The organism is Geitlerinema sp. PCC 9228, from assembly GCF_001870905.1.
Taxonomy (GTDB): domain Bacteria; phylum Cyanobacteriota; class Cyanobacteriia; order Cyanobacteriales; family PCC-9228; genus PCC-9228.
The window spans coordinates 37,813-58,404 of record NZ_LNDC01000132.1 but is presented as its reverse complement, the minus strand read 5'-3'; the positions used below and the strand labels follow the sequence as shown (position 1 = coordinate 58,404).

The following is a 20,592-nucleotide window of genomic DNA, read 5'->3' as shown; positions in this document are numbered from 1 at the left end:
ACGTAGCCCCCAAAGGGCTTAGGCTGGTCAGCTACCTGAAGCTGGAGGCATGAAGCCCCCGTGCTTCAGCCGGGGGTGCTGACTTTCGCCACGGTCTGCCCCTAGCACCGCGATCGCTATTATACCCTCTATTAGGCAACGGAATTCGCGGCGCTCCCGGTCATGCCGTAGATGTGCTGTGTACGGTAGGAACGCTATTCGGTGTGGCTACCTCTTTGGGATTAGGTTCCAAACAGGTCAACGCCGGATTAAGTGTTATCTTTGGTATGCCGCAAGGAACGCAACCCCAGCTACTGCTGATTGCTGCCATTACCGCTGTAGCCACTATTTCTGTCGTTTCTGGCATTCACCGAGGCATTCAATTTCTGAGCCGATTTAATATCGGTCTAACCATTGTTATCTTTGCTTTTGTTCTGGTCACCGGACCCACTGTATTCATCCTAGAAGTTTTTACCGACGGCTTGGGCTACTACTTGCAAAACCTACCGTTCACTAGCTTTCATATCAATCCCGGACCCGAAGACGAATGGCAAGCCAACTGGACTTTATTCTACTGGAGCTGGTGGATTTCTTGGTCGCCTTTTGTCGGGGTTTTTGTGGCTCGCATTTCTAAAGGGCGTACCATCCGTTCGTTCATCGCTACCAACCTTTTAGTTCCCAGTCTCAGCGGTTTTCTCTGGTTTTCTGCTATGGGGGGAACTGGTTTGTACCAACAATTGTACGGTCCGGGAGGTGTCACCGAGCAAATTCAGCAAAACCAAGCCTTGGCTATGTTTGCTGTCTTGGAAAATCTTCCTTGGCACCTGTTAACTTGGGGATTGTCTACAATTCTGACGATTGTGTTTTTCGTTACTTCCTCTGATTCTGGTTCGCTGGTAGACGATATGGTAACTTCGGGAGGGCATCCCAATCCTCCTAAGGTTCAACGCCTGTTTTGGGCTTTGGCTGAAGGTACGGTAGCCGGGACTTTGTTGTATTTTGGCGGTTTGCAAGCTTTACGTACGGCCTCGCTAACTACACCGATTGCCGATGTCGATTTTCTTGTTGGTGGCAGCCTATGGCTTGTGGCGTTCTTTACGGGTTGATTACGCGACTGAAGGCATTCCGGAAAAAGAGAAATTGCAGGAAACGGTAGACGATTCCAAAAAAGATACCAAGAGCAAACCAAATTGATAAGCGTGCGTTTCTACAATGCTCGTATCTAGCGGCCTTCAACTGTCAAATTAATTACGTTACCATGGATACTGCAGAAAAAATACAAGCAGTTCTGCATTTTTGTTTGCCAACCTAATACTTTTAGGGGCGGATTTGCTGGCTGCTGGAAACGATCGTGACTCACTATCCTCGTCCAAACCAAGACCAAATCAAACAGGTGACAGCATCCCCATCGTGGCGCATTAAGTTGCTGTACGATGGCGAGTGTCCTTTCTGTATGCGAGAAGTCAACTTTTTGCAAAAGAAGGACAGAGGTCGAGGTTTGGTTGCTTTTGTCGATATTTCTCAAGATAGCTACGACCCAAGCGAACACGGTGGCGTTGATTTTGAAGCGGCTATGGGGCGTATCCATGCCATTTTGGCGGATGGCACGGTGGTTCGTGATTTGGAAGTTTTTCGCCAGGTTTACAAAACGTTAGGCATGGGTTGGATTTACGCACCTACCAAATGGCCGCTGGTCGCTCCCATTGCTAATAAGTTGTACCAGATATGGGCAAATTGGCGCTTGCCACTCACGGGAAGACCGGATTTGGAAACGATTTCTTGCCAACGCCAGCAGCGCCTGAGGTGTCAGGAAGGGCGTTGTCGCGGGGAAATCGAACCCAGATGAGGAAGCGATCGCGCCGGTGGTTTATTTATTACTTTTTATTAAGCTATCCTCCAGTTTTTCTAATTTTTATTAAATTGCCTTGTTTCTGCGGGAAATTTGCCTCATATTATCGATCGACCGCTTAATTTTTCCGATGGCAGGAAGGGATGGTAGCGATCCCAAGCCCAATCGAAGTTGGGAAAATCGGTTTTGCGGTTTTCTCATTACGATTTTTGTTTGTGTTCAATTGATATATCTTTTCTAGACTTGGCTGTAGAGTTTGAAAAAACGCTTATGTATCCTCTATTTCCTCTAGCCCCCCGCTATCGCCTCGATGACGAACTTCCCTGGTTGGAAGGAATCGATCCGCTGCGCAACTACTGGATTGCGGTTAACGGCGATCGCGATTGGATGGTAAAACTACCTGGGTTAAACGCTGGTTCCTTTGAGGAGTTCAAGCAGAAAATGCGCCAGTTCCGCGCCCTGAAATCGGGAGAAATCATGGAACTGGGAAACCGCGATCGCCAGGTACAACTACTTTGCATTAGCTCTAACTGTTTTGCGATCGCTACCGAGAACCAGGGTGCTCCAGTTTGGCATTTGTTCGATATGGAAACCCTGGATAGCTTGCTGATGACAGCCCATCCCGATTGGCAGTGTTCCGAAAAAGATATGGACCTGGGTCGCCGGATGTTGGAATCTTCCTGGCAGCAAGACGCCGTAGCGTAGCTTATCGTGGGAGTTTCGCCAGTTCTTCCCAAGAGGCCAACAGTTTCACGCCCACGGCATGGATTTGGCTGGCTTCAGCGTTTAGCAAAAACAACCACCCCACATTGACGCCAAACAGAGGGGTTTTGACGTATCCTTGGACATATACTTGCACTTCGCCGTTGTCTAGGGTTTCCGCAAATCCCCGTTCGGGAACGAGGTTCATCCCCTGGGCTTCTCGATGGAGATAGGCAGCGATCGCTTGGTTTCCCAGCACTGGCTTTTCAAAAGGGGGATGGAGTTCTCCTTGAGCGGCGAACAAATTGGCCGTGGCGTCAAAATGGCCAGCATTGAACGTTTGAAAATACCGTTTGACCAAAGGCTGGTCAACGCCAACAATCTGAATTTCTGTTTGTGCAAGTTGAGAAAAAGACATGTACGATTCCGGTGGTTGTGGCTATTGGGAAAGGGGAAATGCCAGGAAGGTGACTTCCTGACATTCGGCAAATTGCAAGTCGAGGAGAATCCAAACCAAAAAGGTTTTCTTATTCCTTAACAATTTTCTAGTGGCTGCAGTAGCGTTTTAGGCGAGGGGATCGACTCCCATATTCACCACCACTTGACGCAAGATGGTGATTTGTTGGTTGAAATCTAGCTGTTCCAGCTTGGAGACAAGGGCTGAAGCTTCCGGAGACATTTTGTATCCTTGGGGCATGGGGATGACCGTGCCATCTTCCATCCATTCAGCCAAACGATACCAGAAGCCGAGTTTGGTGTTGGCGCTGAGAACTCCGTAGGCGCGGGTGGCTGGCGTATTTACTTGGTTGGCAAGGTCGCGCATAAACTGTAGTTGTTGCTCGTGGGTCATGCTTTTTACCTGGTCGAGCAAGCCAGCGGCCAATTGCAAGCGGGCAGCCCCAGGAGCGGCGGGGGTGATGGAAATGCCGGTTTGCAGGTAAATAAACCAGAGGGCGGCTAGTTGGTCGTCGGTTTTGAGGCGTTGAAACTGTTGGATGGCGTTGCTAACGGTTTCCGGTGTAGTGGAAACAAAGGTTTTGACGAAGTTGGTGTTGGTAGTAGTAGCCATAGCGGTTTACCCCAGCTAGAAAACGACAGTAAAATTGGGAGGAGATTGAGTATCTGCTCCTATTATGTAAACTTTTTTTACGATGTGCAAATAAAATTTAAATATCATAGCAGCAAAGATAGCTTATAGTAGGGCTGCGATTTTTATGGTAACGGCAGAGCAAATCAAAGAGCAGGCCAGGGCTGAAGGCTTTCACCTGGTAGGCATTGCCCGTGTAGAAAGCGATGGCGATGGAAAGGTTCAAAAACATTTACAATCCTGGCTAAACCAGGGATATCAGGCGGATATGGATTGGATGGCCAATCCCAAACGCCAAAATATTCGCCTGGTGATGCCATCGGTAAAATCAATTATTTCGCTGGCTTTAAACTACTACACCAACCACCAGCATTCCGAGAATCCCCAAAAAGCCAAAATCTCCCGCTACGCCTGGGGAAGGGATTACCACAAAGTAGCCAGTAAAAAACTCAAAGCCATGGCACGCTGGCTGCGCGCGCAATCGAAAGACATCGAAGTACGCACCTATGTAGACACCGGTCCTGTCCAAGATAAAGTATGGGCAGAACGTGCTGGATTGGGATGGATTGCCAAAAACGGGAATCTAATTACCAGGCAATACGGTTCTTGGGTGTTTTTAGCGGAAATTTTAACCAATTTGGATTTACCACCCGATACGCCGCATACGGAACATTGCGGTACTTGCACCCGCTGTCTGGAAGCTTGCCCCACCGATGCCATTACCCAACCCTTTGTGGTAGACGCCAACCGCTGCATTGCCTACCACACCATTGAAAATCGCGCCGAAACCCTCCCCGAAGAGATTCACCCCCACATGCAAGGTTGGGTCGCCGGGTGCGATATTTGCCAGGATGTTTGCCCTTGGAACATTCGGTTTGCCACCGAAACGGATATTGAAGACTTTCACCCCTACCCAGATAACCTTTCTCCGGATTTGCAAGATTTAGCCAAAATCTCTGAGGAAGAATGGGATCGGCGCTTTCGGGGGTCTGCCCTGCGTCGGATTAAACCCCACATGTGGCGGCGCAATGCCCAAGCCAATCTGCGCTGGCACCCTTAAGATCGGGAAATATGGGCTAGCTGCTGCAACGTATCTCCAGTCACCCGGCAAGTGCGCCATTCGGCAAAAACATGGGCACCGATACGCTGGTAAAATGCGATCGCGGATTGGTTCCAAGCCAAAACCTGCCAATCCAAACGATGGCAACCCCGTTCTACAGCTATATTCGCCACATATCGCAACAAAGCCGTACCAATGCCCTGGCGGCGGTAGGCTGGCAAAACAAACAAATCTTCTAGATACAACCCGGGCTGTGCCAGGAATGTAGAAAAATTATGAAAAAATAGTGCCTGCCCCACGAGCTTGCCATCTAGGTCTGCTACAATACATTCTGCATATGGACGCTCTCCGAACAGATGTTTTTTCAGCAGCGCCGGACTTCCTTTGACCTCGTGGGAGAGTTCTTCGTAATCGGCTAGCGCTAGAATAAGCTGAAATATGGCTTCCGCATCGTCGGGAGTGGCGGGTCGAATATTGACGGTAGAAGGTAGAGAGCTCGATTCGCTGATTTCCATGACTTGTTGTTGCTTCGATTGACAATGGATTACAGCTTCCAAACTGACAGAATCAATAGGATTCCTGCTGTGGTGGCAACGCCGGCGGGGAATTACGATGCGGCTGGTTGGAGCAGCAACGCACCGAAACCGCAATGGGTGGATGTGTTGGTGGATGTACCGCAAGCGAGTTCACAAACCCAGCAGTCGCTGTATACTTATCAGATTCCCGATGGTTTGGAAGTGCAGCCGGGGGATATTTTATCAGTTCCTTTTGCTTCCCAGCAGATGGGCGCGATCGCGATTCGCCGCCGTCAAGAATTGCCCAGCCATCTCAGTGCCGATACCGTGCGATTGGTGGAGGATGTGGTGGTAGCGGGATTTTTTCGCCCTACCTACTGGCAATTGCTGGAAAAGGTAGCCCATTATTACTACGCCCCGTTGATGTCGGTAATTCGCACGGCACTGCCGCCGGGATTGTTGGGGAAAAGTTCCCGTCGCCTGCGGTTAAGCAACCACTACCGCCCCTGCCAAACCATATTTCTCAGCCAGCCAGCGCAGGAAGTTTTGGCGTTGCTGCAACAGTCGAAAACGGGGGATTATACTTGGAAATATTTGCGCAAACAGGTCCATCGTGCCGATCGCGGCATTCGAGAATTGTTAAAACTGGGATGGGTAGAAAGCTATTTGGAACCTCCTAGGCATTCTACGCCCAAGGTGCAGCAGGCGGTGACGTTGGTATCGGATCTACCGGCGGAAGATTTAACTCCCCGGCAGCAGGAGGTTTTACAGGTTTTGCGCCGCAGCGGTGGCGATATGTGGTTGCAGGAATTGCTGCAAATTTGCCGTACCAGTTCTTCGGTGGTGAAGAAGCTGCAAGAGAAGGGATGCGTGGAAATTACCCAGCGGGAAAGATTGCGTTCTCCCCAGGAAGGCACCCACCAACGGGATCGTGCCAAAGCCTTGACAGAATCGCAAAAATATGCATTGGAGACAATTTGGGAATTGGATGGCTACGGGCAGGTTTTGCTGCACGGAATCACCGGTTCCGGGAAAACCGAGGTTTACCTGCAAGCGATCGCGCCTATCCTAGCAGCCGGGCAATCTGCCATTGTGTTGGTGCCGGAAATTGGGTTAACGCCGCAACTGACAGACCGATTTCGGGCGCGTTTTGGCGATCGCGTTTGCGTGTACCACAGCGCCCTCAGCGACGGGGAACGTTTCGATGCCTGGCGACAGATGCTGGAAGATACGCCACAAGTAGTTATCGGCACCCGTACAGCCATTTTTGCCCCCCTCAAAAATCTCGGTTGTATTGTCTTAGACGAAGAATACGACGCCAGCTACAAACAAGACCGTACTCCCACTTACCACGCCCGAACCGTAGCTCAATGGCGTGCCGAGTTAGAATCCTGTCCCTTACTTTTGGGTTCTGCGACCCCATCGATTGAAACTTGGGCGCAAATTCGCGGTTACTTGCCCCCGGAAACCGCAGCATCTCAAACATCACCTCCAACTTATTACTTATCTTTACCAGAAAGAATTCACGCACGTCCCCTACCAGATATCGAAGTTGTGGATATGCGCAACGAACTGCGTCAGGGGAACCGTTCGATTTTTAGCCGCAACCTGCAATCGGCCTTACAAAAACTAGAAAATAGCAACGCCCAGGGCATGCTGTTCATTCCCCGGCGCGGTCACAGTACCTTTGTTTCCTGCCGCAGTTGCGGTTACGTGGTGGAATGTCCCAACTGCGATGTTTCCCTGGCTTACCACTACACCCACGAAGGGGCCAGCGAGTGGTTGCGCTGCCACTACTGCAATTTCATGCAAGTCCATCCCCAACAGTGCCCGGCATGCGGCTCTCCTTATTTAAAACATTTCGGCACTGGCACCCAGCGCGTTATGCAAGAGTTGCACAAAAAATTCCCCCAGTTGAGTGCGATTCGCTTCGACAGCGATACGACACGCACCAAAGGGGCCCATCGGGCGTTGTTGGACCGATTTGCCCGGGGGGCAGGGAAACTGCTGGTGGGAACGCAAATGCTCACCAAGGGGTTAGACTTACCGCAAGTAACGTTGGTGGGAATTGTGGCGGCAGATGGTTTGTTGAATATTTCTGACTACCGCGCCAGCGAACGGGCATTTCAAACGTTAACGCAGGTAGCCGGTCGTGCTGGCAGGGGAGAAGATCCGGGTCGGGCGATTTTGCAAACCTATACCCCCAACCATCCGGCCATTGAGGCGGTGGCGCGCTACGATTACGAGGCTTTTGTGGCGTCGGAGTTGGAACAGCGGCAAGCTTTGGGCTATCCTCCCTACGGGCAGTTGGTGTTGCTATCTGTGAGTGGCTACCATGCAGAGGAAGTGGAAGCGGTGTCGGAACGGCTGGCGGCTTATTTGCGGGAGGTTTTGCAGATTCCCGAACAAGAAGAAGAAGAAGGGGAATTGGGAATCGATTTGTTGGGACCGGCACCGGCACCGATTGTTCGCGTGGCGAAACGTTATCGCTGGCAAATTTTGTTGAAATGCGATCGCCATCGGAGATTACAATTGCCGGATATTGAAGATTTGCACCGTCAGTGTCCCGCGGCTGTAAGCGTAACAGTGGATGTAGATCCCATGAATCTGGGATAATTTTTCAACCAGTAGGGTGGGCACCGCCCACCCCTTACAAAGGATTCTAGCAATATCAATGCAAAAAGTGACGTACGTTAGTGAGAATCATAGGGATACCCAGTTCGTTGGCAGCGGCAATAGAATCGTTATCGCGCAAACTTCCCCCTGGTTGAACGATTGCTTGAATGCCCTGAGTTGCCGCATTACGTACGGTATCGTCAAAGGGGAAAAAGCCGTCGCTTGCCAGGACCGCACCATTGGCGCGATCGCCTGCTTGTTCCAAAGCAATTTTGGCAGCACCAACGCGGTTCATTTGACCGGCACCAATCCCGATGGTAGCGCGATCGCGGGTAATGACAATGGCGTTGGATTTGACGTGCTTGCAGGCTTTCCAGGCAAACAGGAGTTCTTCCCATTGTTCGGGGGAAGGTTCTTTCTGGGTCACCACTTTCCACTGGCTGGTGCCTTCAATGTCTTGGTCGGTGGATTGCACCAAAAACCCACCCGCGATCGCTTTGACGCTGTTAGTGGGACCGTCGAGTAAGTTTTCTAAAGTAAGGACGCGGACTTTAGATTTTTTCTTGAGGATATCGGCGGCTTCCGCTTCGCAACCAGGGGCCACCACACATTCTAGAAAAGTTTTGGTTAAGGCCGTGGCGGTAGAGGTATCGATGGCGCGGTTGAGGGCAACAATCCCACCAAAGGCGGATACGGAGTCGGCGGCGAAGGCGTTTTCGTAGGCTTCTACCAAACGGGAAGCTTGGGCAACGCCACAAGGGTTGGTATGTTTGAGAACCGCAGCACAGGGAGGCGTATCTGGCTGCATGAACTCGGCAATGATGGCTCTGGCGGCTTCCAGATCCACGAGATTGTTGTAGCTGAGTTCCTTCCCTTGCAGTTTTTCGGCGGCTGCCCAGCCAGTGCTTTGGCTACCGATTTGATACCAAGCGGCGGTTTGGTGGGGATTTTCGCCGTAACGGAGGGCTTGGATTTGATGCCCCGCGATCGCGTATTGTTGCGGCATGGTGGGGGCGCTGGTAACCTCGGCGCTAGACTGCTGGCTGAGATAGGCAGCGATCGCTTGGTCGTAGACAGTGGTGTGCCAAAATGCTTGGGCAGCGCAATCCTGGCGGAAGCCGTCGCTGGGAGTGCCCTGATTTTGCCGCATGTCTTCCAGGCAGTTTTGGTATTGCTGGGGAGAACACAAAACCGTTACGTGTTGGAAATTTTTGGCTGCCGAACGCAACAAAGTTGGTCCACCAATATCAATTTGTTCGATCGCATCCGCCAAGCTAACTCCCGGTTGGGCAATGGTTTGCTCGAAGGGATACAGATTCACCACCACCAAATCGATGGCCCGAATTTGACTGTCTTCCAAATCTTGCTGGTCTTGGGAAATATCTCGCCGTGCTAAAATCCCGCCATGAATTTTTGGATGTAGCGTTTTGACCCGTCCGCCCAACATTTCTGGAGAACCAGTGTACTCGGATACCTGTGTCACTGGCAAGCCTGCTTCGGTTAGAGTACGCGCGGTTCCACCGCTACTGAGCAGTTCAAAGCCAAATTCTTCCACCAGAGAACGAGCAAATTCTACCAAATTGGTCTTGTCATAGGTACTGAGCAGTGCTACACGCGCCATAATTTTCCATAATCGATTGACTGCTGGTAAACTTTGCTATTGTACCTTGAGCGGGGTTGTTCTCCAAGCGATTCAAAAAAGAGTTTGGTTGGGGGGAATTGGGCTGTTTGCCAGATAGGCAAACGCAACAATGGAATCGAGAAAAAAGTTGGCAGTGCTGGTTTTCTTGGTTTCTAGATACGAGAGCAGCTTTTTCCCTATCTCCAAGGAGCGATCGCATCGGAATTCAGAAAATTCCCCCTAAAGCAGCTTTTGAATTGTTCGTGACTTCTAGTCAATGCAGCAATTTGCCATTTGCTTGCGGTCGGAAAAGAGGCTTAATTTTTTTTAAGAAACTTCAAAAAACACCAGCAATAAAAGATAATTTAGACTCGAGTCGCCTGCGGTAGCAGTTGGATGGTGCGAAAAATGGGGAACTGCTCTCGAGCTGCGCCATCTGGAAATGTCATAGGGGATAGCACTTTTCCCAACGACGGGAACCCCTCTCCCCGAGCCTATCGATGCTCGATCGCACTGCAGCCATTGGAAACTCTCCTGCAGGCCTGGCAACAGACCATTGCGGGGATCGGGAAATTTTTCTCGCTCGACTTGGGAACGATCGCCGCATTTGTGATTACAATAGATAAGGTAAGTAAATGTACAGATATAGGGAGCAATTATTTATGACTGGTGGCGATCCCAACGGTCGGATTTTTCTCTCCGAGCGTGAAATGCAGGTTATCGAACTGGTAACTGCTGGCTTAACCAACCAGGAAATCTCCCAGCGCTTGGAGATCAGCAAACGGACGGTTGACAATCATATCAGCAATATTTTGAATAAAACGGCCACGGAAAATCGGGTAGCTTTGGTGCGATGGGCTTTGCAATGGGGGAAAGTCTGTCTGGATGATGTAAACTGTTGTACGATACCGCAGCCCAATCCTTCGGCGGCGGCGATCGAAGATGCCCCCAAAGACGCACCTGTATCGTAGCCTATTCAAAGATTGTAGATGAGCCATCCGTCCGTTCAAACTGCTAGCGAAAGCCAAATAGATTACCAGTTTCGTTGTGCTGGCTTGCCTCTCGGTGTCTATCGAGAGGTGGCCAGCCATTTGCGACAAGTGGTGGGCGTGGAAACGGGATTGGCATCGCCAACGAATGCCCAATTCGACTACTACCAGAGTCAAGTGGGTCATTTGTGGCTGCGCTATACCGAAAATGCTTCTGTTGCCTCCCGCCAACAGGTCGATCGGATTTTAAGCTACTATAGCGATCGCTTTGGAGGCTGGCAAACGGTCTGCTAGGGGACAAAATATGATACGCTCGAAATTTCTGGTTTTTTGTTTGTTTCCCATCGATCGCGATCGGTCCCTATGCCTTCTACTTTAGAAACTTTACAAATGCGTTTTCAGCAAGCTTTGGTAGCTGCATTTGGCGAGGAATATGCCGAATGCGATCCGTTGCTTGCCCCGACCAACAACCCCAAATTTGGCGATTACCAATCCAATGCGGCCATGTCTCTTGCCAAACCCCTGCAGCAGAAACCAAGAGACATTGCCACAGCCATTGTCAATGCATTGGAAATTAGCGATATCAGCCATCCCCCGGAAATTGCCGGTCCTGGATTTATTAACATTCGCCTAACCCCAGCATATCTCATCGCCCAACTGCAAGAAATTCAGGCAAGCGATCGCTTGGGGATAGAACCCGCCGATCCGCAGCAGCGAGTGGTGGTGGATTTTTCCAGCCCCAACATTGCCAAAGAAATGCACGTAGGGCATCTACGCTCTACCATTATCGGCGATTGCATTGCCCGCATTTTAGAATTTCGCGGTCACGACGTTCTCCGCCTCAACCACGTAGGGGATTGGGGAACCCAATTTGGCATGCTCATTGCTTACCTGCGTGAGGTTTGCCCGGAAGCACTGACTGGCGCTTCTGCCCTAGACTTGGGCGATTTGGTTTCTTTTTACAAACAAGCCAAAAAACGATTTGATGAAGATGAAGGTTTCCAAACCAAAGCCCGGCAGGAAGTGGTCAAATTGCAGTCGGGAGATGAGGAAAGCGTGCGTGGCTGGAAGTTTCTCTGCGAACAGTCGCGGCAAGAATTTCAAGTTATCTACGATTTGTTAGACGTACGCCTAACGGAACGGGGAGAATCCTTTTATAACCCCTTACTACCCCAAGTAGTAGCGGATTTAGATAAAATCGGCCTTTTGGAAACCGACCAAGGGGCGAAATGTGTATTTTTGGAAGGATTTACCAACCGCTCTGGCGACCCGCAACCGCTCATCGTACAGAAAAGCGACGGCGGCTACAACTATGCGACCACAGATTTAGCTGCCTTGCGCTATCGGGTAGAACAAGACGGTGCCGATCGCATTATTTACGTCACCGATGCCGGACAAGCTACGCACTTTGCTCAGGTATTTCAAGTAGCCAGACGTGCCGGTTGGCTGCCAGATAATGTAGAAGCGGTTCACGTTCCGTTTGGTTTGGTACAAGGGGAAGGTGGGAAAAAGCTGAAAACTCGGGCTGGGGAAACCGTTCGCCTACGGGATTTGCTGGATGAAGCTATTTCCCGGGCCAAAAAGGATCTACAAACACGCTTGGCGGCAGAACAGCGGGAAGAAACCCCCGAATTCATCGATGGCGTGGCGCAGGTAGTTGGCATTAGCGCCGTCAAATATGCGGACTTGAGTCAGAACCGCACCAGCAACTACGTTTTTAGTTACGACAAAATGCTGGCACTGCAAGGGAACACCGCGCCTTACATGCTGTATGCCTACGTACGCATTCAAGGCATCTCTCGCAAAGGCGGTATTGATTGGGAAACCAGTCAGAAACTATCCCAGGCATCGGACTTTCAATTGCAACTTGACGACGAGTTGGAACTGGGGCTTGCCAAACACATTCTGCAGTTGGGGGAGGTGTTGCGATCGGTGGAAGCGGAACTGATGCCCAACCGTTTGTGTCAGTATTTATTTGAGTTAAGCCAGAAATTCAATCAATTTTACGACCGCTGTCCGGTGTTGCAAGCGGAAGAACCCCAGCGAACGTCCCGTCTAATGCTTTGCTATCTAACAGCACGTACTCTTAAGTTAGGACTTTCGTTGTTGGGAATTCCGGCTTTGGAACGCATGTAGGTCTTGGTTCCTTGCCAGGGATTGAGAAGTTATACTCAACCCCCCGGTTGTTCCAACTTCCGGGGGATGTGCCGATTTTTATGCCGAGGCGATGCGAAGGAGTTTGATTGCGGAAAACGTTGGCTGCTCGGCAATTTCCGGTTGGATGGTTAAGTTGGGTAAGCGATGCCATTGGAACTCGGATGGGGGATGAGGGGAATGACTGCAGCTGCCAAGTCTGGCAATGGTCTCTAGCAAAATGGGAATATTTAAAGGCCTAACCCAATAGGTGGTTTTGCTGGAAATCAAAGTATAGATTGGCTCGATGGCGCTGGATGTGGCTAAGACTATAATGGGGATATTAGCGGTTGTGGGATGTTCGTGCAAGCGATCGAGAAAATTTCCAAGTTGAATGGGAAACATGGCATCGCAGACAATGACATCGGGAACCCATTGGATGGCTAACCGCAATCCTTCTTCTCTGCTGTTGGTGTCTAGAACGTCAAAATTCTCGGATTGCAGTACTTCTGTTAAAATTTGCCGCAACAGGCGATCGCTTTCCACAAGAAGAATTCTAGCCATAATACGTACTCCCTGCCAATGAGTGTTTTTTTTCAATTTCAGTAAATTCCCTTCCAGGAACTTACGTGTTTTTTGGCAATACTCCTCTATTATTTCCTGTGGCAATCCCTGTTACATCGGCTAAATTGCCGATTAGTATATAGATGTCTCAGCCAAAAAGCGTAAATTGTCACGTACGTAATTGTAGCGGCAAACAGCTTTAAACATTGTTCGCCGAACTTCCCCATACGTAGATAGAAAAGTTTCCCGTAGCAAGAATATTTTCCTGCAAGCTCGATCTCCCTGCAAGCAGTTTTTTTTTGAAAACTGTACTTCATGAATACCAATTACCGCATGCTTTTACTGTTTTTCGTAAAGAAAATAAGAAAATCTTTAATTTTCTTTATTTCAGCTTTAAATTTTGCTATTTTTTCTTAATTTTCCAGTAAATCCCCCCATTAAATTTATACAAAAGCTGATTTTTTCGTTAGGTTATCCCTCAGTACTCGCTCAGTACTAGTCAAAACGACTTCTCAAAACTTGCGAAAGTTACTTTTTTCAGGCGAACATTTTTTTAGGAGTTTTCCTTTATGCAACGCAAGCATACTTTCTCATTAGGGACAGTAGCTGTTGTTTCTAGTCTGGCAATGGCTGGTGGTTCTGCCACAGCGGTTACCATCACACCGAATAACAGTGGTACAGACTTAACTAATAATATCCTAGGTCCTGGTATTAATGTCAATTCGGTTACCTATAAGGGAGCTGATGGTGCATCAGGAACTTTCACGAATGGAAAATCTTCAATTGGAATCGATTCGGGTATTCTCTTAACTTCGGGTCAAGCCAAGGATGCTGAAGGTCCTAACGGTAATGGAGACGTAGACGAAGTTTCCGGAGGATTTGATGAAAATGATGAGCTAAAGCGAGGAGCCTCCACAGAGAATTTCTTTAGCGGTGATTCCGATCTAGATACTCTCATTCCGCAAAACAGTGCAACACAGGATGCTACATCCTTAGAAATTGAATTTGAAAGTGCCGGTGGAGATGTATTTTTTAACTACGCCTTCGCTTCTGAGGAGTATATTGATTTTGAAGGTACTCAGTTTAACGATGTTTTTGGCTTTTTCTTAGACGGTACCAACATTGCCAAGATTCCCGGTCCTTCAACGCCTGTTTCTATTAACACGGTGAACAGCGTCAACAATAGTAGCCAGTTCAATCAAAATATCGACCCCGCTAACTTCAATCTCGAATACGATGGATTTACTGATGTTTTCCAAGCGCAAGCATTGGATCTAGAACCTGGCTCTCATACTATCAAGCTGGCGATCGCAGATACTAGCGATCGGATATTAGATTCTGGCGTTTTTCTACAAGCAAATACGTTTTCCGACCAACCCACAGAGCCTCCAGAAGACGTTCCAGAATCTTCCTCACTTGTTGGTCTGTTGGCGGTTAGCCTTTTAGGAGCAGGAATCGGACTAACGCGCAAAAAAGCGTAACTCCCCAATCCCATAGCTCTAATTAGTTAAACGATTGTGATTCTAGATGGCGGGGATACAATGGTGTCTCCGCCATTTACCGCATGAATCGGGAGCTTGAAAACCCTGACTTTTTAAAGCAGGGATGAAAAGCGACCCGTGCGGCTTTAGCCGCCGTTAAAATCAAGCAAACTCGTAGGGTAGGCATTGCCCCCCCTTTCAGAGGCTTTTGATGTTGAACGAACTGACCAACTCGGAAACACGACTCAGATTTTTGATGAAATCGACGCAAATCAAGGTGGTAATGTTTTCAATAGCGATGGTGCTTATCAGAAATTTATCTCACTAGGTACCAAAGCCGCAGGTCCGATCTCCTTTGATGTCTTTGCAGATGGTTTTAATGATATCAACAACTTTTCTCCTGAGGGAAACATGACATTGTCGGTAAGCGGACAACAAGAAGTCCCCGAATCTTTTTCCCTGTTAGGTTTGCTTGCAGTTAGCCTTATCGGTGCTGGTACTGTATTAGCACGTAAGAAAGCCTAGTTAGATTGTGTAGCTTTGGCTTAACTTCATAGCTATCTATAGCGGAGGTATAGAGCGTACCTCCGCTTTCAGTATGTTTGTACCCCTCATAGAACGATCGCATGGGTCAAAATTAGCAAAAAAGAGGACAATAGAAGGGTTGCTAGCAAAACAACAAACGCAGCCGTATGCGATTTTTGGGAATTGACTTTGGTTGGCGTTCCGGGGATAGTGGCTTGTGCGGTTTGGAATTGAATACCGATGGTACTCTGGAGATGGTAGCCTCGGAGTGTTTGACATCGGTAAGCGATATTCTGCAGTGGGTGGATGAGCTGGCACCAGCAGAAACCGCAGCTATGGTAGCGGTGGATGCACCCACGATTATTCCCAATACCACGGGGATGCGAGTTCCCGATCGCTTGACCCATAAATACTTTGGACGCTACCATGCTGGATGCTATCCTGCAAACTTGCAGCGTCCTTTTGCCGAACGTACGGTGGGATTGGGAACAAGTCTGCTAGAGCGGGGATTTCGCCACGCACCGGAAATTACAGCACAACAGCCGGGACGTTTTCAGATCGAAGTGTTTCCCCATACAGCAATTGTGCGTTGGTTTCGCCTGCCTCGCATTCTCAAATACAAAAAAGGACGGTTTCGCGATCGCATTTCCGAACTAAGCAAATTATACGATTTTATCAATACAGAACTCACCAGCCGCCAACCCGCTTTACCGCTTCTAGAAACACACATTCCCCACCCGCAAACCGCTACCCGCATGAAAGACCTCAAAGCGATCGAAGATCGTCTGGATGCGCTCATTTGTGCTTATTTGGGCGTATCTTGGTGGTATTGGGGAGAAAGTAACCATCAAGTTTTGGGAAATAAAGAGCAGGGATATATTATTGTCCCTGCAGAATGCAACTAATTTTGCCAGACAACCGTAATTTCACCTTCTCTGCCGCTGGGAGAGCTGGTAAAGCGACAAGTTCGCACCCATTGAAGGGCCAATCGATCCAACTCGGAATCGCCACTAGAGGCAGCGACGCTTGCGGAGGTAACGCTACCGCCTGGACTCACGCGAATCTGAACTAACGTCGAGGTACTGGTATCGAAGTCAGTCTCTGGTTTGGAACCGCACCCTCTGAGGTTGCCTCGATGCGCTGGTAAAGGACCGGTTGGGGTTTGCCTGGCAGCTGGCTGCGGGGTTGGTTGCGGGGTGGGTTGTGGTTGCTGTCTGGCAGCGTTGGTATTGGCATTTTGTTGGGAGGTTTCCGAGGGAGTCGAAGCACCTCTTTGCGTGGTTTCGGCGGGTTGGCTGGCTTGCCGATTTCCTTGCGGTGAGGTGTTGTTGGTATTGCTAGGAGAATTGGTCTCAGTAGAAGTACTGGATGGTGATGTTTCTGTTTCCTGGTTCGATGCTGTTTCGGAAGGAGAAGGCGTAGATTCGAGAATATTCTCTAATTGAGTTGGGGTTGGCGTGGGTTTTGGTGTTGGTGTTGGCGTGGGTTTTGGTTCTGGTTTGGCTTCTGGCGTTGGCGTGGGTTCTGGTTTTGGAGAAGGTGTGGGAACAGGAGTAGGTTCAGGAGTCGCTCTGGGAGCGGGTTCGGGCGTTTGGGGCGTGCGATCGCGTTGCGGTCTTCTTTCTGGTTCTCGGCGGCGCGGTTCTGGTGTAGGCTGGGAATAGCGATCGCGTTGCGGTTCTCTAGTTCTCGGTTGGGGTTGGGGTTGTGGTGGTGGCGATACGGCTGTCTGCGTGCTTTCTGATGGCGTTGCAGTTTCTGCTTGCGATTTTTCTTCCGGTTGGGGTGGCGATTGCGGTGGTGGCGATTTCAGAACGATAGGCGCGGGAGATTTTTCCGGTTTGGGTTTTTCCGGTTTGGGGTCGGCAAGTTGAAATTCCCCAAATAAGACAAAACCATGCAGCAAGACAGAACTGAGGCATCCGTAAAACGCCACAGTTCTTGAGGAACGGAAGGTCTGTTCTCTGTGTTGGATGATGTGATGGGAGCGTTGCATTTGTGAATTCTATTGAGAATGAATTTAAATTGTAAGTGGTTTATTGTAGTAGGGTAGCCGAATCGCGTCAAGACAAAACTCCCTAAATTTGCGATTTATAGAAAAAACTCCCGACATCTCCTTGCCAAACTTCCCCCCACAATCTTCCAAATTAATTGAGAATATATTTCAAATGTCTGCTAGTATTATCGTGACATGCTCTCGAAGCCTTCGAGAACGTTCGTGCCTTGCGCCTTGTATTGGTCAATTAGAATTGTTCGTAAGCTGTTTTTATGTCGTTTAGCAACTTTTTTACTTCTGGAGGAATCATTGCCTGGCCGTTGCTGGGATTTTCCATTGTCTCGGTAACGCTGATTATCGAACGCTTAATCTTTTGGAGTCGCATCCAAAGGCGTCAAAAGCGCCTGATTCGGGATGTTTTGCGCGTTTACCCAGAAGAACCCCATTTGGCGATTCAGCGTCTCAAACAAAACCTCAATCTGCCTCTAGCGCGGATTTTTCTAGAAGCTTTGGAACTCGACCACCCCAATCCCGAGGAATTTCGTTTGGCGCTCGAAAGTGCTTCCCAAGCAGAAATTCCCCTCCTCAAACGCTTCAACACGGTTTTTGATACCATTATCAGCGTTTCGCCATTGCTGGGTCTGTTGGGAACGATTTTGGGTTTGATTCAAGCCTTTAGTTCCTTACAAATTGGTGAAGTGGGAGGCGAAAACACCACTGCTGTCACTGGCGGTATCAGCGAAGCCTTGGTATCCACGGTGATGGGATTGGTGGTGGCGATTGTTACGCTGCTGTTTGCCAACTTGTTCCGTGGTTTTTATACACGTCAGTTGGCTATGATTCAAGAGTACGGCGGACAGCTAGAACTGCTCTATCGCCGTCAAAGCAATCAGAACGGTCACAGCGAACCAAACTATCAGAAGGAGAACACCGAATATGCGTCTCAATGAGGAACCCGATCGCCCTGCTGGAATTAATATTGTGCCAGCTATTGATATTATTTTCTCGATTTTGGCGTTTTTCGTGATTTCTACCTTGTTCTTAACTCGGTCGGAAGGATTGCCGGTGAACTTACCGGAGGCTTCTACTGGCGAGTCGCAAAGTTCCAGCGAAATTTACATTACCATTGCTGCCGATGGTACCCTTTCTGTAAACAAAACGTCTGTGGAGATGGAGCAACTTTTGCCCACCGTGCGTAAGGAAATTGAATCTGGTACAAAAAAGTTGGCCATTGTGAATGCTGACGAACAAGTGGCTCACGGTCGGGTGGTGCGGGTGATGGATCGTTTGCGGCGCGTGGATGGCTTGCAACTCGCGATCGCGACAGAATCGGAATCGGAAGAATAAGTAGAATCCGGACAAATCGTGGCAAAAACCTCTTTGATTTCCCAAAAAGTGCGATCGCCGGCCATGGTTTTGCCAGTGGAATTGCTGGTTCTGTTGGGGATATTCCTCATCAGTTTGCTGTTGGGAGCGAAGGAAATCCCCATTTCAACCGTTTACGAGGCTTTTTTTGCCTATGACGGTTCCGAAGCCCATTTAATTGTAACTACGGTGCGGTTGCCGCGATCGCTGGTGGCGATGCTGGTGGGCAGTTCCCTGGCTGTAGCCGGTGCCATCATGCAAAGCATCACCCGCAACCCCCTAGCTTCTCCCGTCATTTTGGGGGTGAATGCCGGTGCGGCTTTGGCAGTGGTTTTATCAGCGTCGGTATGGGGATTTTCTTCCCTAAGTACGTATATTTGGCTGGCGTTGTTAGGTGCTGCCGTTACAGCGATCGCGGTTTATACCTTCAGTTCTTTTGGGCAGGGGGGAGCTACTTATTTTAATATAACCATTGCCGGGGCTGCCATGGCGGCACTTATGAGTTCTCTAACCACCGCTGTCCTGGTTCTCAACCAACGCACCTTGGATGAAATTCGTTTTTGGTTGGTGGGGTCCACCGCTGGTAGGGATTTTGACTTAATCGTGCAAGTGCTTCCCTATCTGAGTGTGGGACTGGTGTTGGCTTTGGCTTTGCGGCGGCAGTTAACTACCCTGAGTTTGGGTACAGAAATTGCCCAAGGACTGGGACAAAAAACAGTTTGGATCCAAATGGCAGCGGCAACGAGCGTGGTTTTGTTGGCTGGCGGTAGCGTTGCGATCGCTGGTCCCATTGGTTTTATTGGTCTCATCGTACCGCACCTCACTCGTTTTCTGGTGGGATGGGATTACCGTAAGATTGTGCCCCACGCTGCTTTGCTGGGGGCGATTTTGCTGTTGCTTTCCGATATTGTGGCCCGCGTGGCTGTTCGACCGCAAGAATTGCCCGTCGGGTTGGTCACGCCTCTGGTGGGAGCGCCTTTTTTCATTTATTTGGTACGCGCCAAATTAAGGTAAATGAGTCAAATGTCCAAAATCGATGGGTTGCCATTGAAAATTGACAAACAATCGAAATCCGGTGAGTTGGTGATTCGCTGCCCGCCCTTGCCGTTTTCTTTTCGCTGGGACCGGCGGGTACCGGTGGTTTTGTTGGTACTGGCGGTCATTACCTTGGTGGCGATAGCGATCGCTATTGGCTATGGAGAATATGCCATTTCGCCGATTAATGTCATCAAAATTCTTTTGGGAATCTCCACCGGCGATCGCGACGCTGCCTTTGTGGTGACAACCTTACGTTTGCCGCGTACCTTGGTAGCTTTTTTCGTGGGTGCCTCCCTAGGCATTGCTGGTACCATCGTGCAAGGCATAGCGCGCAACCCGCTAGCTGCCCCCGGTATTATTGGTATCAACGGCGGTGCTTCCCTCGCTGCTGTTATCTGTTTGGTATGGTGGCCGCAAGCGCCGGTTTCTGCCTTACCGATAGCTGCCTTTTTGGGAGGCATCGCGATCGCTTTTCTGATTTATATCTTGGCATGGCGTGGCGGCACCTCCAGCGCCCGGTTTATCCTGGTGGGTATTGGCTTCAGTTTTATTGCCACCGCCGCCACCGACCTCACCATTGTCTTCGGCGAAATAGACAATGTTTCCCAAGCCCTGATTTGGCTGGCCGGTAGCGTGTACGGACGCAGTTGGGACCAAGTTTGGGCATTGCTGCCTTGGTTGGTGGGATGCGGGGCAGTGGGGTTTGCTATGGCCCGGGAGTTGAACATTTTGGCTTTGGGAGAGGATGTGGCCCGAGGATTGGGAAGTCCGGTAGAATGGCGGCGGGGAACCTTGTTGTTTTGCGGCGTAGCCTTGGCAGCAGCATCCGTAGCCACAGCCGGTTCGATTCAGTTTGTGGGGTTAATGGCACCGCATTTATCGCGCAAGCTGGTGGGTTCTGCCCACGAGGGATTGATGCCTACTGCTGCCATGGTAGGTGGTACCATTGTGGTTCTTGCCGATGTCACGGGTCGGCTGCTGTTTTCTCCCATTGAACTGCCTTGTGGTATTGTGACTGCCATTATCGGTGCCCCTTACTTGCTGTTTCTCTTACTTCGCAAGAACTTCTAAT

General features: G+C 49.7%; 21 protein-coding genes. 15 read left to right on the top strand and 6 right to left on the bottom strand.

From position 1 onward, the window contains the following. Window positions 1-95: 95 nt before the first annotated feature. From AS151_RS14105 to AS151_RS14095, 3 genes are all read left to right on the top strand, one after another. Window positions 96-1,085, top strand: a complete 990-nt coding sequence (locus AS151_RS14105; protein WP_275527995.1) for a BCCT family transporter — start codon at window positions 96-98, stop codon at window positions 1,083-1,085. A 245-nt stretch (window positions 1,086-1,330) separates the two neighbouring features. Next, complete coding sequence (locus AS151_RS14100) at window positions 1,331-1,825, top strand: DUF393 domain-containing protein (RefSeq protein ID WP_071517694.1); 495 nt, start codon at window positions 1,331-1,333, stop codon at window positions 1,823-1,825. Window positions 1,826-2,098: 273 nt separating this feature from the next. After that, a complete protein-coding gene (locus tag AS151_RS14095; protein WP_071517701.1) occupies window positions 2,099-2,533 on the top strand; it encodes a hypothetical protein in 435 nt (144 codons plus the stop codon). Window position 2,534: 1 nt separating this feature from the next. On the opposite strand, the gene AS151_RS14090 is transcribed toward AS151_RS14095, so the two are convergent. Continuing rightward, complete coding sequence (locus AS151_RS14090) at window positions 2,535-2,948, bottom strand: nuclear transport factor 2 family protein (RefSeq protein WP_071517693.1); 414 nt, start codon at window positions 2,946-2,948, stop codon at window positions 2,535-2,537. A gap of 147 nt (window positions 2,949-3,095) precedes the next feature. Next, window positions 3,096-3,599 carry an orange carotenoid protein N-terminal domain-containing protein gene (locus AS151_RS14085; protein WP_071517692.1) on the bottom strand — a complete coding sequence of 168 codons (504 nt, stop codon included), beginning with the start codon at window positions 3,597-3,599 and terminating at the stop codon, window positions 3,096-3,098. Window positions 3,600-3,744: 145 nt separating this feature from the next. Here AS151_RS14085 and queG point away from each other — a divergent pair, with 145 nt between their 5' ends. Next, window positions 3,745-4,677 carry a tRNA epoxyqueuosine(34) reductase QueG gene (queG, locus tag AS151_RS14080; RefSeq protein ID WP_071517691.1) on the top strand — a complete coding sequence of 311 codons (933 nt, stop codon included), beginning with the start codon at window positions 3,745-3,747 and terminating at the stop codon, window positions 4,675-4,677. On the opposite strand, the gene AS151_RS14075 is transcribed toward queG, so the two are convergent. Continuing rightward, window positions 4,674-5,192 (bottom strand): GNAT family N-acetyltransferase, encoded by a 519-nt coding sequence (locus tag AS151_RS14075; protein WP_071517690.1) that lies wholly within the window; start codon window positions 5,190-5,192, stop codon window positions 4,674-4,676. The genes queG and AS151_RS14075 overlap by 4 nt on opposite strands. A gap of 24 nt (window positions 5,193-5,216) precedes the next feature. Here AS151_RS14075 and priA point away from each other — a divergent pair, with 24 nt between their 5' ends. After that, the gene (priA, locus tag AS151_RS14070; RefSeq protein WP_071517689.1) at window positions 5,217-7,808 is read left to right on the top strand and encodes a primosomal protein N'; all 2,592 of its coding nucleotides are present in this window, start codon (window positions 5,217-5,219) and stop codon (window positions 7,806-7,808) included. A 55-nt stretch (window positions 7,809-7,863) separates the two neighbouring features. Here the strand turns inward: priA and purH are convergent, their stop codons facing one another. After that, entirely contained in the window at window positions 7,864-9,429 is a 1,566-nt protein-coding gene (purH, locus tag AS151_RS14065; protein WP_071517688.1) for a bifunctional phosphoribosylaminoimidazolecarboxamide formyltransferase/IMP cyclohydrolase, read from the bottom strand. Between the two features lie 635 nt (window positions 9,430-10,064). On the opposite strand from purH, the gene AS151_RS14050 reads away from it, so the two are divergent. The 3 genes from AS151_RS14050 (at window position 10,065) to argS (ending at window position 12,554) form a co-directional block, all read left to right on the top strand. Continuing rightward, a complete protein-coding gene (locus tag AS151_RS14050; RefSeq protein WP_275527994.1) occupies window positions 10,065-10,400 on the top strand; it encodes a helix-turn-helix transcriptional regulator in 336 nt (111 codons plus the stop codon). Between the two features lie 18 nt (window positions 10,401-10,418). Further along, a complete protein-coding gene (locus AS151_RS14045; RefSeq protein WP_071517684.1) occupies window positions 10,419-10,712 on the top strand; it encodes a hypothetical protein in 294 nt (97 codons plus the stop codon). Window positions 10,713-10,781: 69 nt separating this feature from the next. Next, window positions 10,782-12,554: an arginine--tRNA ligase gene (gene argS / locus AS151_RS14040; protein WP_071517683.1), complete on the top strand. Its 1,773-nt coding sequence runs from the start codon at window positions 10,782-10,784 to the stop codon at window positions 12,552-12,554. A 78-nt stretch (window positions 12,555-12,632) separates the two neighbouring features. Here argS and AS151_RS14035 read toward each other — a convergent pair whose 3' ends face one another. Further along, window positions 12,633-13,115, bottom strand: coding sequence for a response regulator (locus tag AS151_RS14035; protein WP_071517682.1), 483 nt, complete (start codon window positions 13,113-13,115; stop codon window positions 12,633-12,635). Between the two features lie 569 nt (window positions 13,116-13,684). Between AS151_RS14035 and AS151_RS14030 the strand changes: the two genes are divergently transcribed. From AS151_RS14030 to AS151_RS14020, 3 genes are all read left to right on the top strand, one after another. Then, entirely contained in the window at window positions 13,685-14,596 is a 912-nt protein-coding gene (locus AS151_RS14030) for a choice-of-anchor L domain-containing protein (RefSeq protein WP_071517681.1), read from the top strand. A gap of 186 nt (window positions 14,597-14,782) precedes the next feature. After that, window positions 14,783-15,121: a hypothetical protein gene (locus AS151_RS14025; RefSeq protein WP_071517680.1), complete on the top strand. Its 339-nt coding sequence runs from the start codon at window positions 14,783-14,785 to the stop codon at window positions 15,119-15,121. Window positions 15,122-15,288: 167 nt separating this feature from the next. Further along, window positions 15,289-16,026 carry a DUF429 domain-containing protein gene (locus AS151_RS14020; RefSeq protein ID WP_071517679.1) on the top strand — a complete coding sequence of 246 codons (738 nt, stop codon included), beginning with the start codon at window positions 15,289-15,291 and terminating at the stop codon, window positions 16,024-16,026. Here the strand turns inward: AS151_RS14020 and AS151_RS23120 are convergent. Beyond that, entirely contained in the window at window positions 16,023-17,117 is a 1,095-nt protein-coding gene (locus AS151_RS23120) for an energy transducer TonB (protein ID WP_139240668.1), read from the bottom strand. The genes AS151_RS14020 and AS151_RS23120 overlap by 4 nt on opposite strands. A 272-nt stretch (window positions 17,118-17,389) precedes the next feature. Between AS151_RS23120 and AS151_RS14010 the strand changes: the two genes are divergently transcribed. The 4 genes from AS151_RS14010 to AS151_RS13995 all read left to right on the top strand — a co-directional run bounded on the left by AS151_RS14010 (window position 17,390) and on the right by AS151_RS13995 (window position 20,591). Beyond that, window positions 17,390-18,067, top strand: coding sequence for a MotA/TolQ/ExbB proton channel family protein (locus AS151_RS14010; protein WP_071517677.1), 678 nt, complete (start codon window positions 17,390-17,392; stop codon window positions 18,065-18,067). Continuing rightward, window positions 18,054-18,464: a biopolymer transporter ExbD gene (locus AS151_RS14005; RefSeq protein ID WP_071517676.1), complete on the top strand. Its 411-nt coding sequence runs from the start codon at window positions 18,054-18,056 to the stop codon at window positions 18,462-18,464. The genes AS151_RS14010 and AS151_RS14005 overlap by 14 nt, the downstream gene beginning before the upstream one ends. 63 nt (window positions 18,465-18,527) lie before the next feature. Then, window positions 18,528-19,496: an iron ABC transporter permease gene (locus AS151_RS14000; protein WP_071517700.1), complete on the top strand. Its 969-nt coding sequence runs from the start codon at window positions 18,528-18,530 to the stop codon at window positions 19,494-19,496. 9 nt (window positions 19,497-19,505) lie between these two features. Next, complete coding sequence (locus AS151_RS13995) at window positions 19,506-20,591, top strand: iron ABC transporter permease (RefSeq protein WP_071517699.1); 1,086 nt, start codon at window positions 19,506-19,508, stop codon at window positions 20,589-20,591. Window position 20,592: the final 1 nt, after the last annotated feature.

What these genes read in the sequence shown, in the direction of transcription:
- AS151_RS14095 (WP_071517701.1), top strand. Translation starts at nt 2,099, where the DNA reads ATGTATCCTCTATTTCCTCTAGCCCCCCGCTATCGCCTCGATGACGAA.
- priA (WP_071517689.1), top strand. Translation starts at nt 5,217, where the DNA reads ATGGATTACAGCTTCCAAACTGACAGAATCAATAGGATTCCTGCTGTG.
- AS151_RS14000 (WP_071517700.1), top strand. Translation starts at nt 18,528, where the DNA reads ATGGTTTTGCCAGTGGAATTGCTGGTTCTGTTGGGGATATTCCTCATC.
- AS151_RS14090 (WP_071517693.1), bottom strand. Translation starts at nt 2,948, where the DNA reads ATGTCTTTTTCTCAACTTGCACAAACAGAAATTCAGATTGTTGGCGTT.
- AS151_RS14085 (WP_071517692.1), bottom strand. Translation starts at nt 3,599, where the DNA reads ATGGCTACTACTACCAACACCAACTTCGTCAAAACCTTTGTTTCCACT.
- AS151_RS23120 (WP_139240668.1), bottom strand. Translation starts at nt 17,117, where the DNA reads ATGCAACGCTCCCATCACATCATCCAACACAGAGAACAGACCTTCCGT.
- AS151_RS14045 (WP_071517684.1), top strand. Translation starts at nt 10,419, where the DNA reads ATGAGCCATCCGTCCGTTCAAACTGCTAGCGAAAGCCAAATAGATTAC.
- AS151_RS14030 (WP_071517681.1), top strand. Translation starts at nt 13,685, where the DNA reads ATGCAACGCAAGCATACTTTCTCATTAGGGACAGTAGCTGTTGTTTCT.
- AS151_RS14005 (WP_071517676.1), top strand. Translation starts at nt 18,054, where the DNA reads ATGCGTCTCAATGAGGAACCCGATCGCCCTGCTGGAATTAATATTGTG.
- argS (WP_071517683.1), top strand. Translation starts at nt 10,782, where the DNA reads ATGCCTTCTACTTTAGAAACTTTACAAATGCGTTTTCAGCAAGCTTTG.
- AS151_RS14035 (WP_071517682.1), bottom strand. Translation starts at nt 13,115, where the DNA reads ATGGCTAGAATTCTTCTTGTGGAAAGCGATCGCCTGTTGCGGCAAATT.
- AS151_RS14050 (WP_275527994.1), top strand. Translation starts at nt 10,065, where the DNA reads ATGTACAGATATAGGGAGCAATTATTTATGACTGGTGGCGATCCCAAC.
- purH (WP_071517688.1), bottom strand. Translation starts at nt 9,429, where the DNA reads ATGGCGCGTGTAGCACTGCTCAGTACCTATGACAAGACCAATTTGGTA.
- AS151_RS14020 (WP_071517679.1), top strand. Translation starts at nt 15,289, where the DNA reads ATGCGATTTTTGGGAATTGACTTTGGTTGGCGTTCCGGGGATAGTGGC.
- AS151_RS14010 (WP_071517677.1), top strand. Translation starts at nt 17,390, where the DNA reads ATGTCGTTTAGCAACTTTTTTACTTCTGGAGGAATCATTGCCTGGCCG.
- queG (WP_071517691.1), top strand. Translation starts at nt 3,745, where the DNA reads ATGGTAACGGCAGAGCAAATCAAAGAGCAGGCCAGGGCTGAAGGCTTT.
- AS151_RS13995 (WP_071517699.1), top strand. Translation starts at nt 19,506, where the DNA reads ATGTCCAAAATCGATGGGTTGCCATTGAAAATTGACAAACAATCGAAA.
- AS151_RS14075 (WP_071517690.1), bottom strand. Translation starts at nt 5,192, where the DNA reads ATGGAAATCAGCGAATCGAGCTCTCTACCTTCTACCGTCAATATTCGA.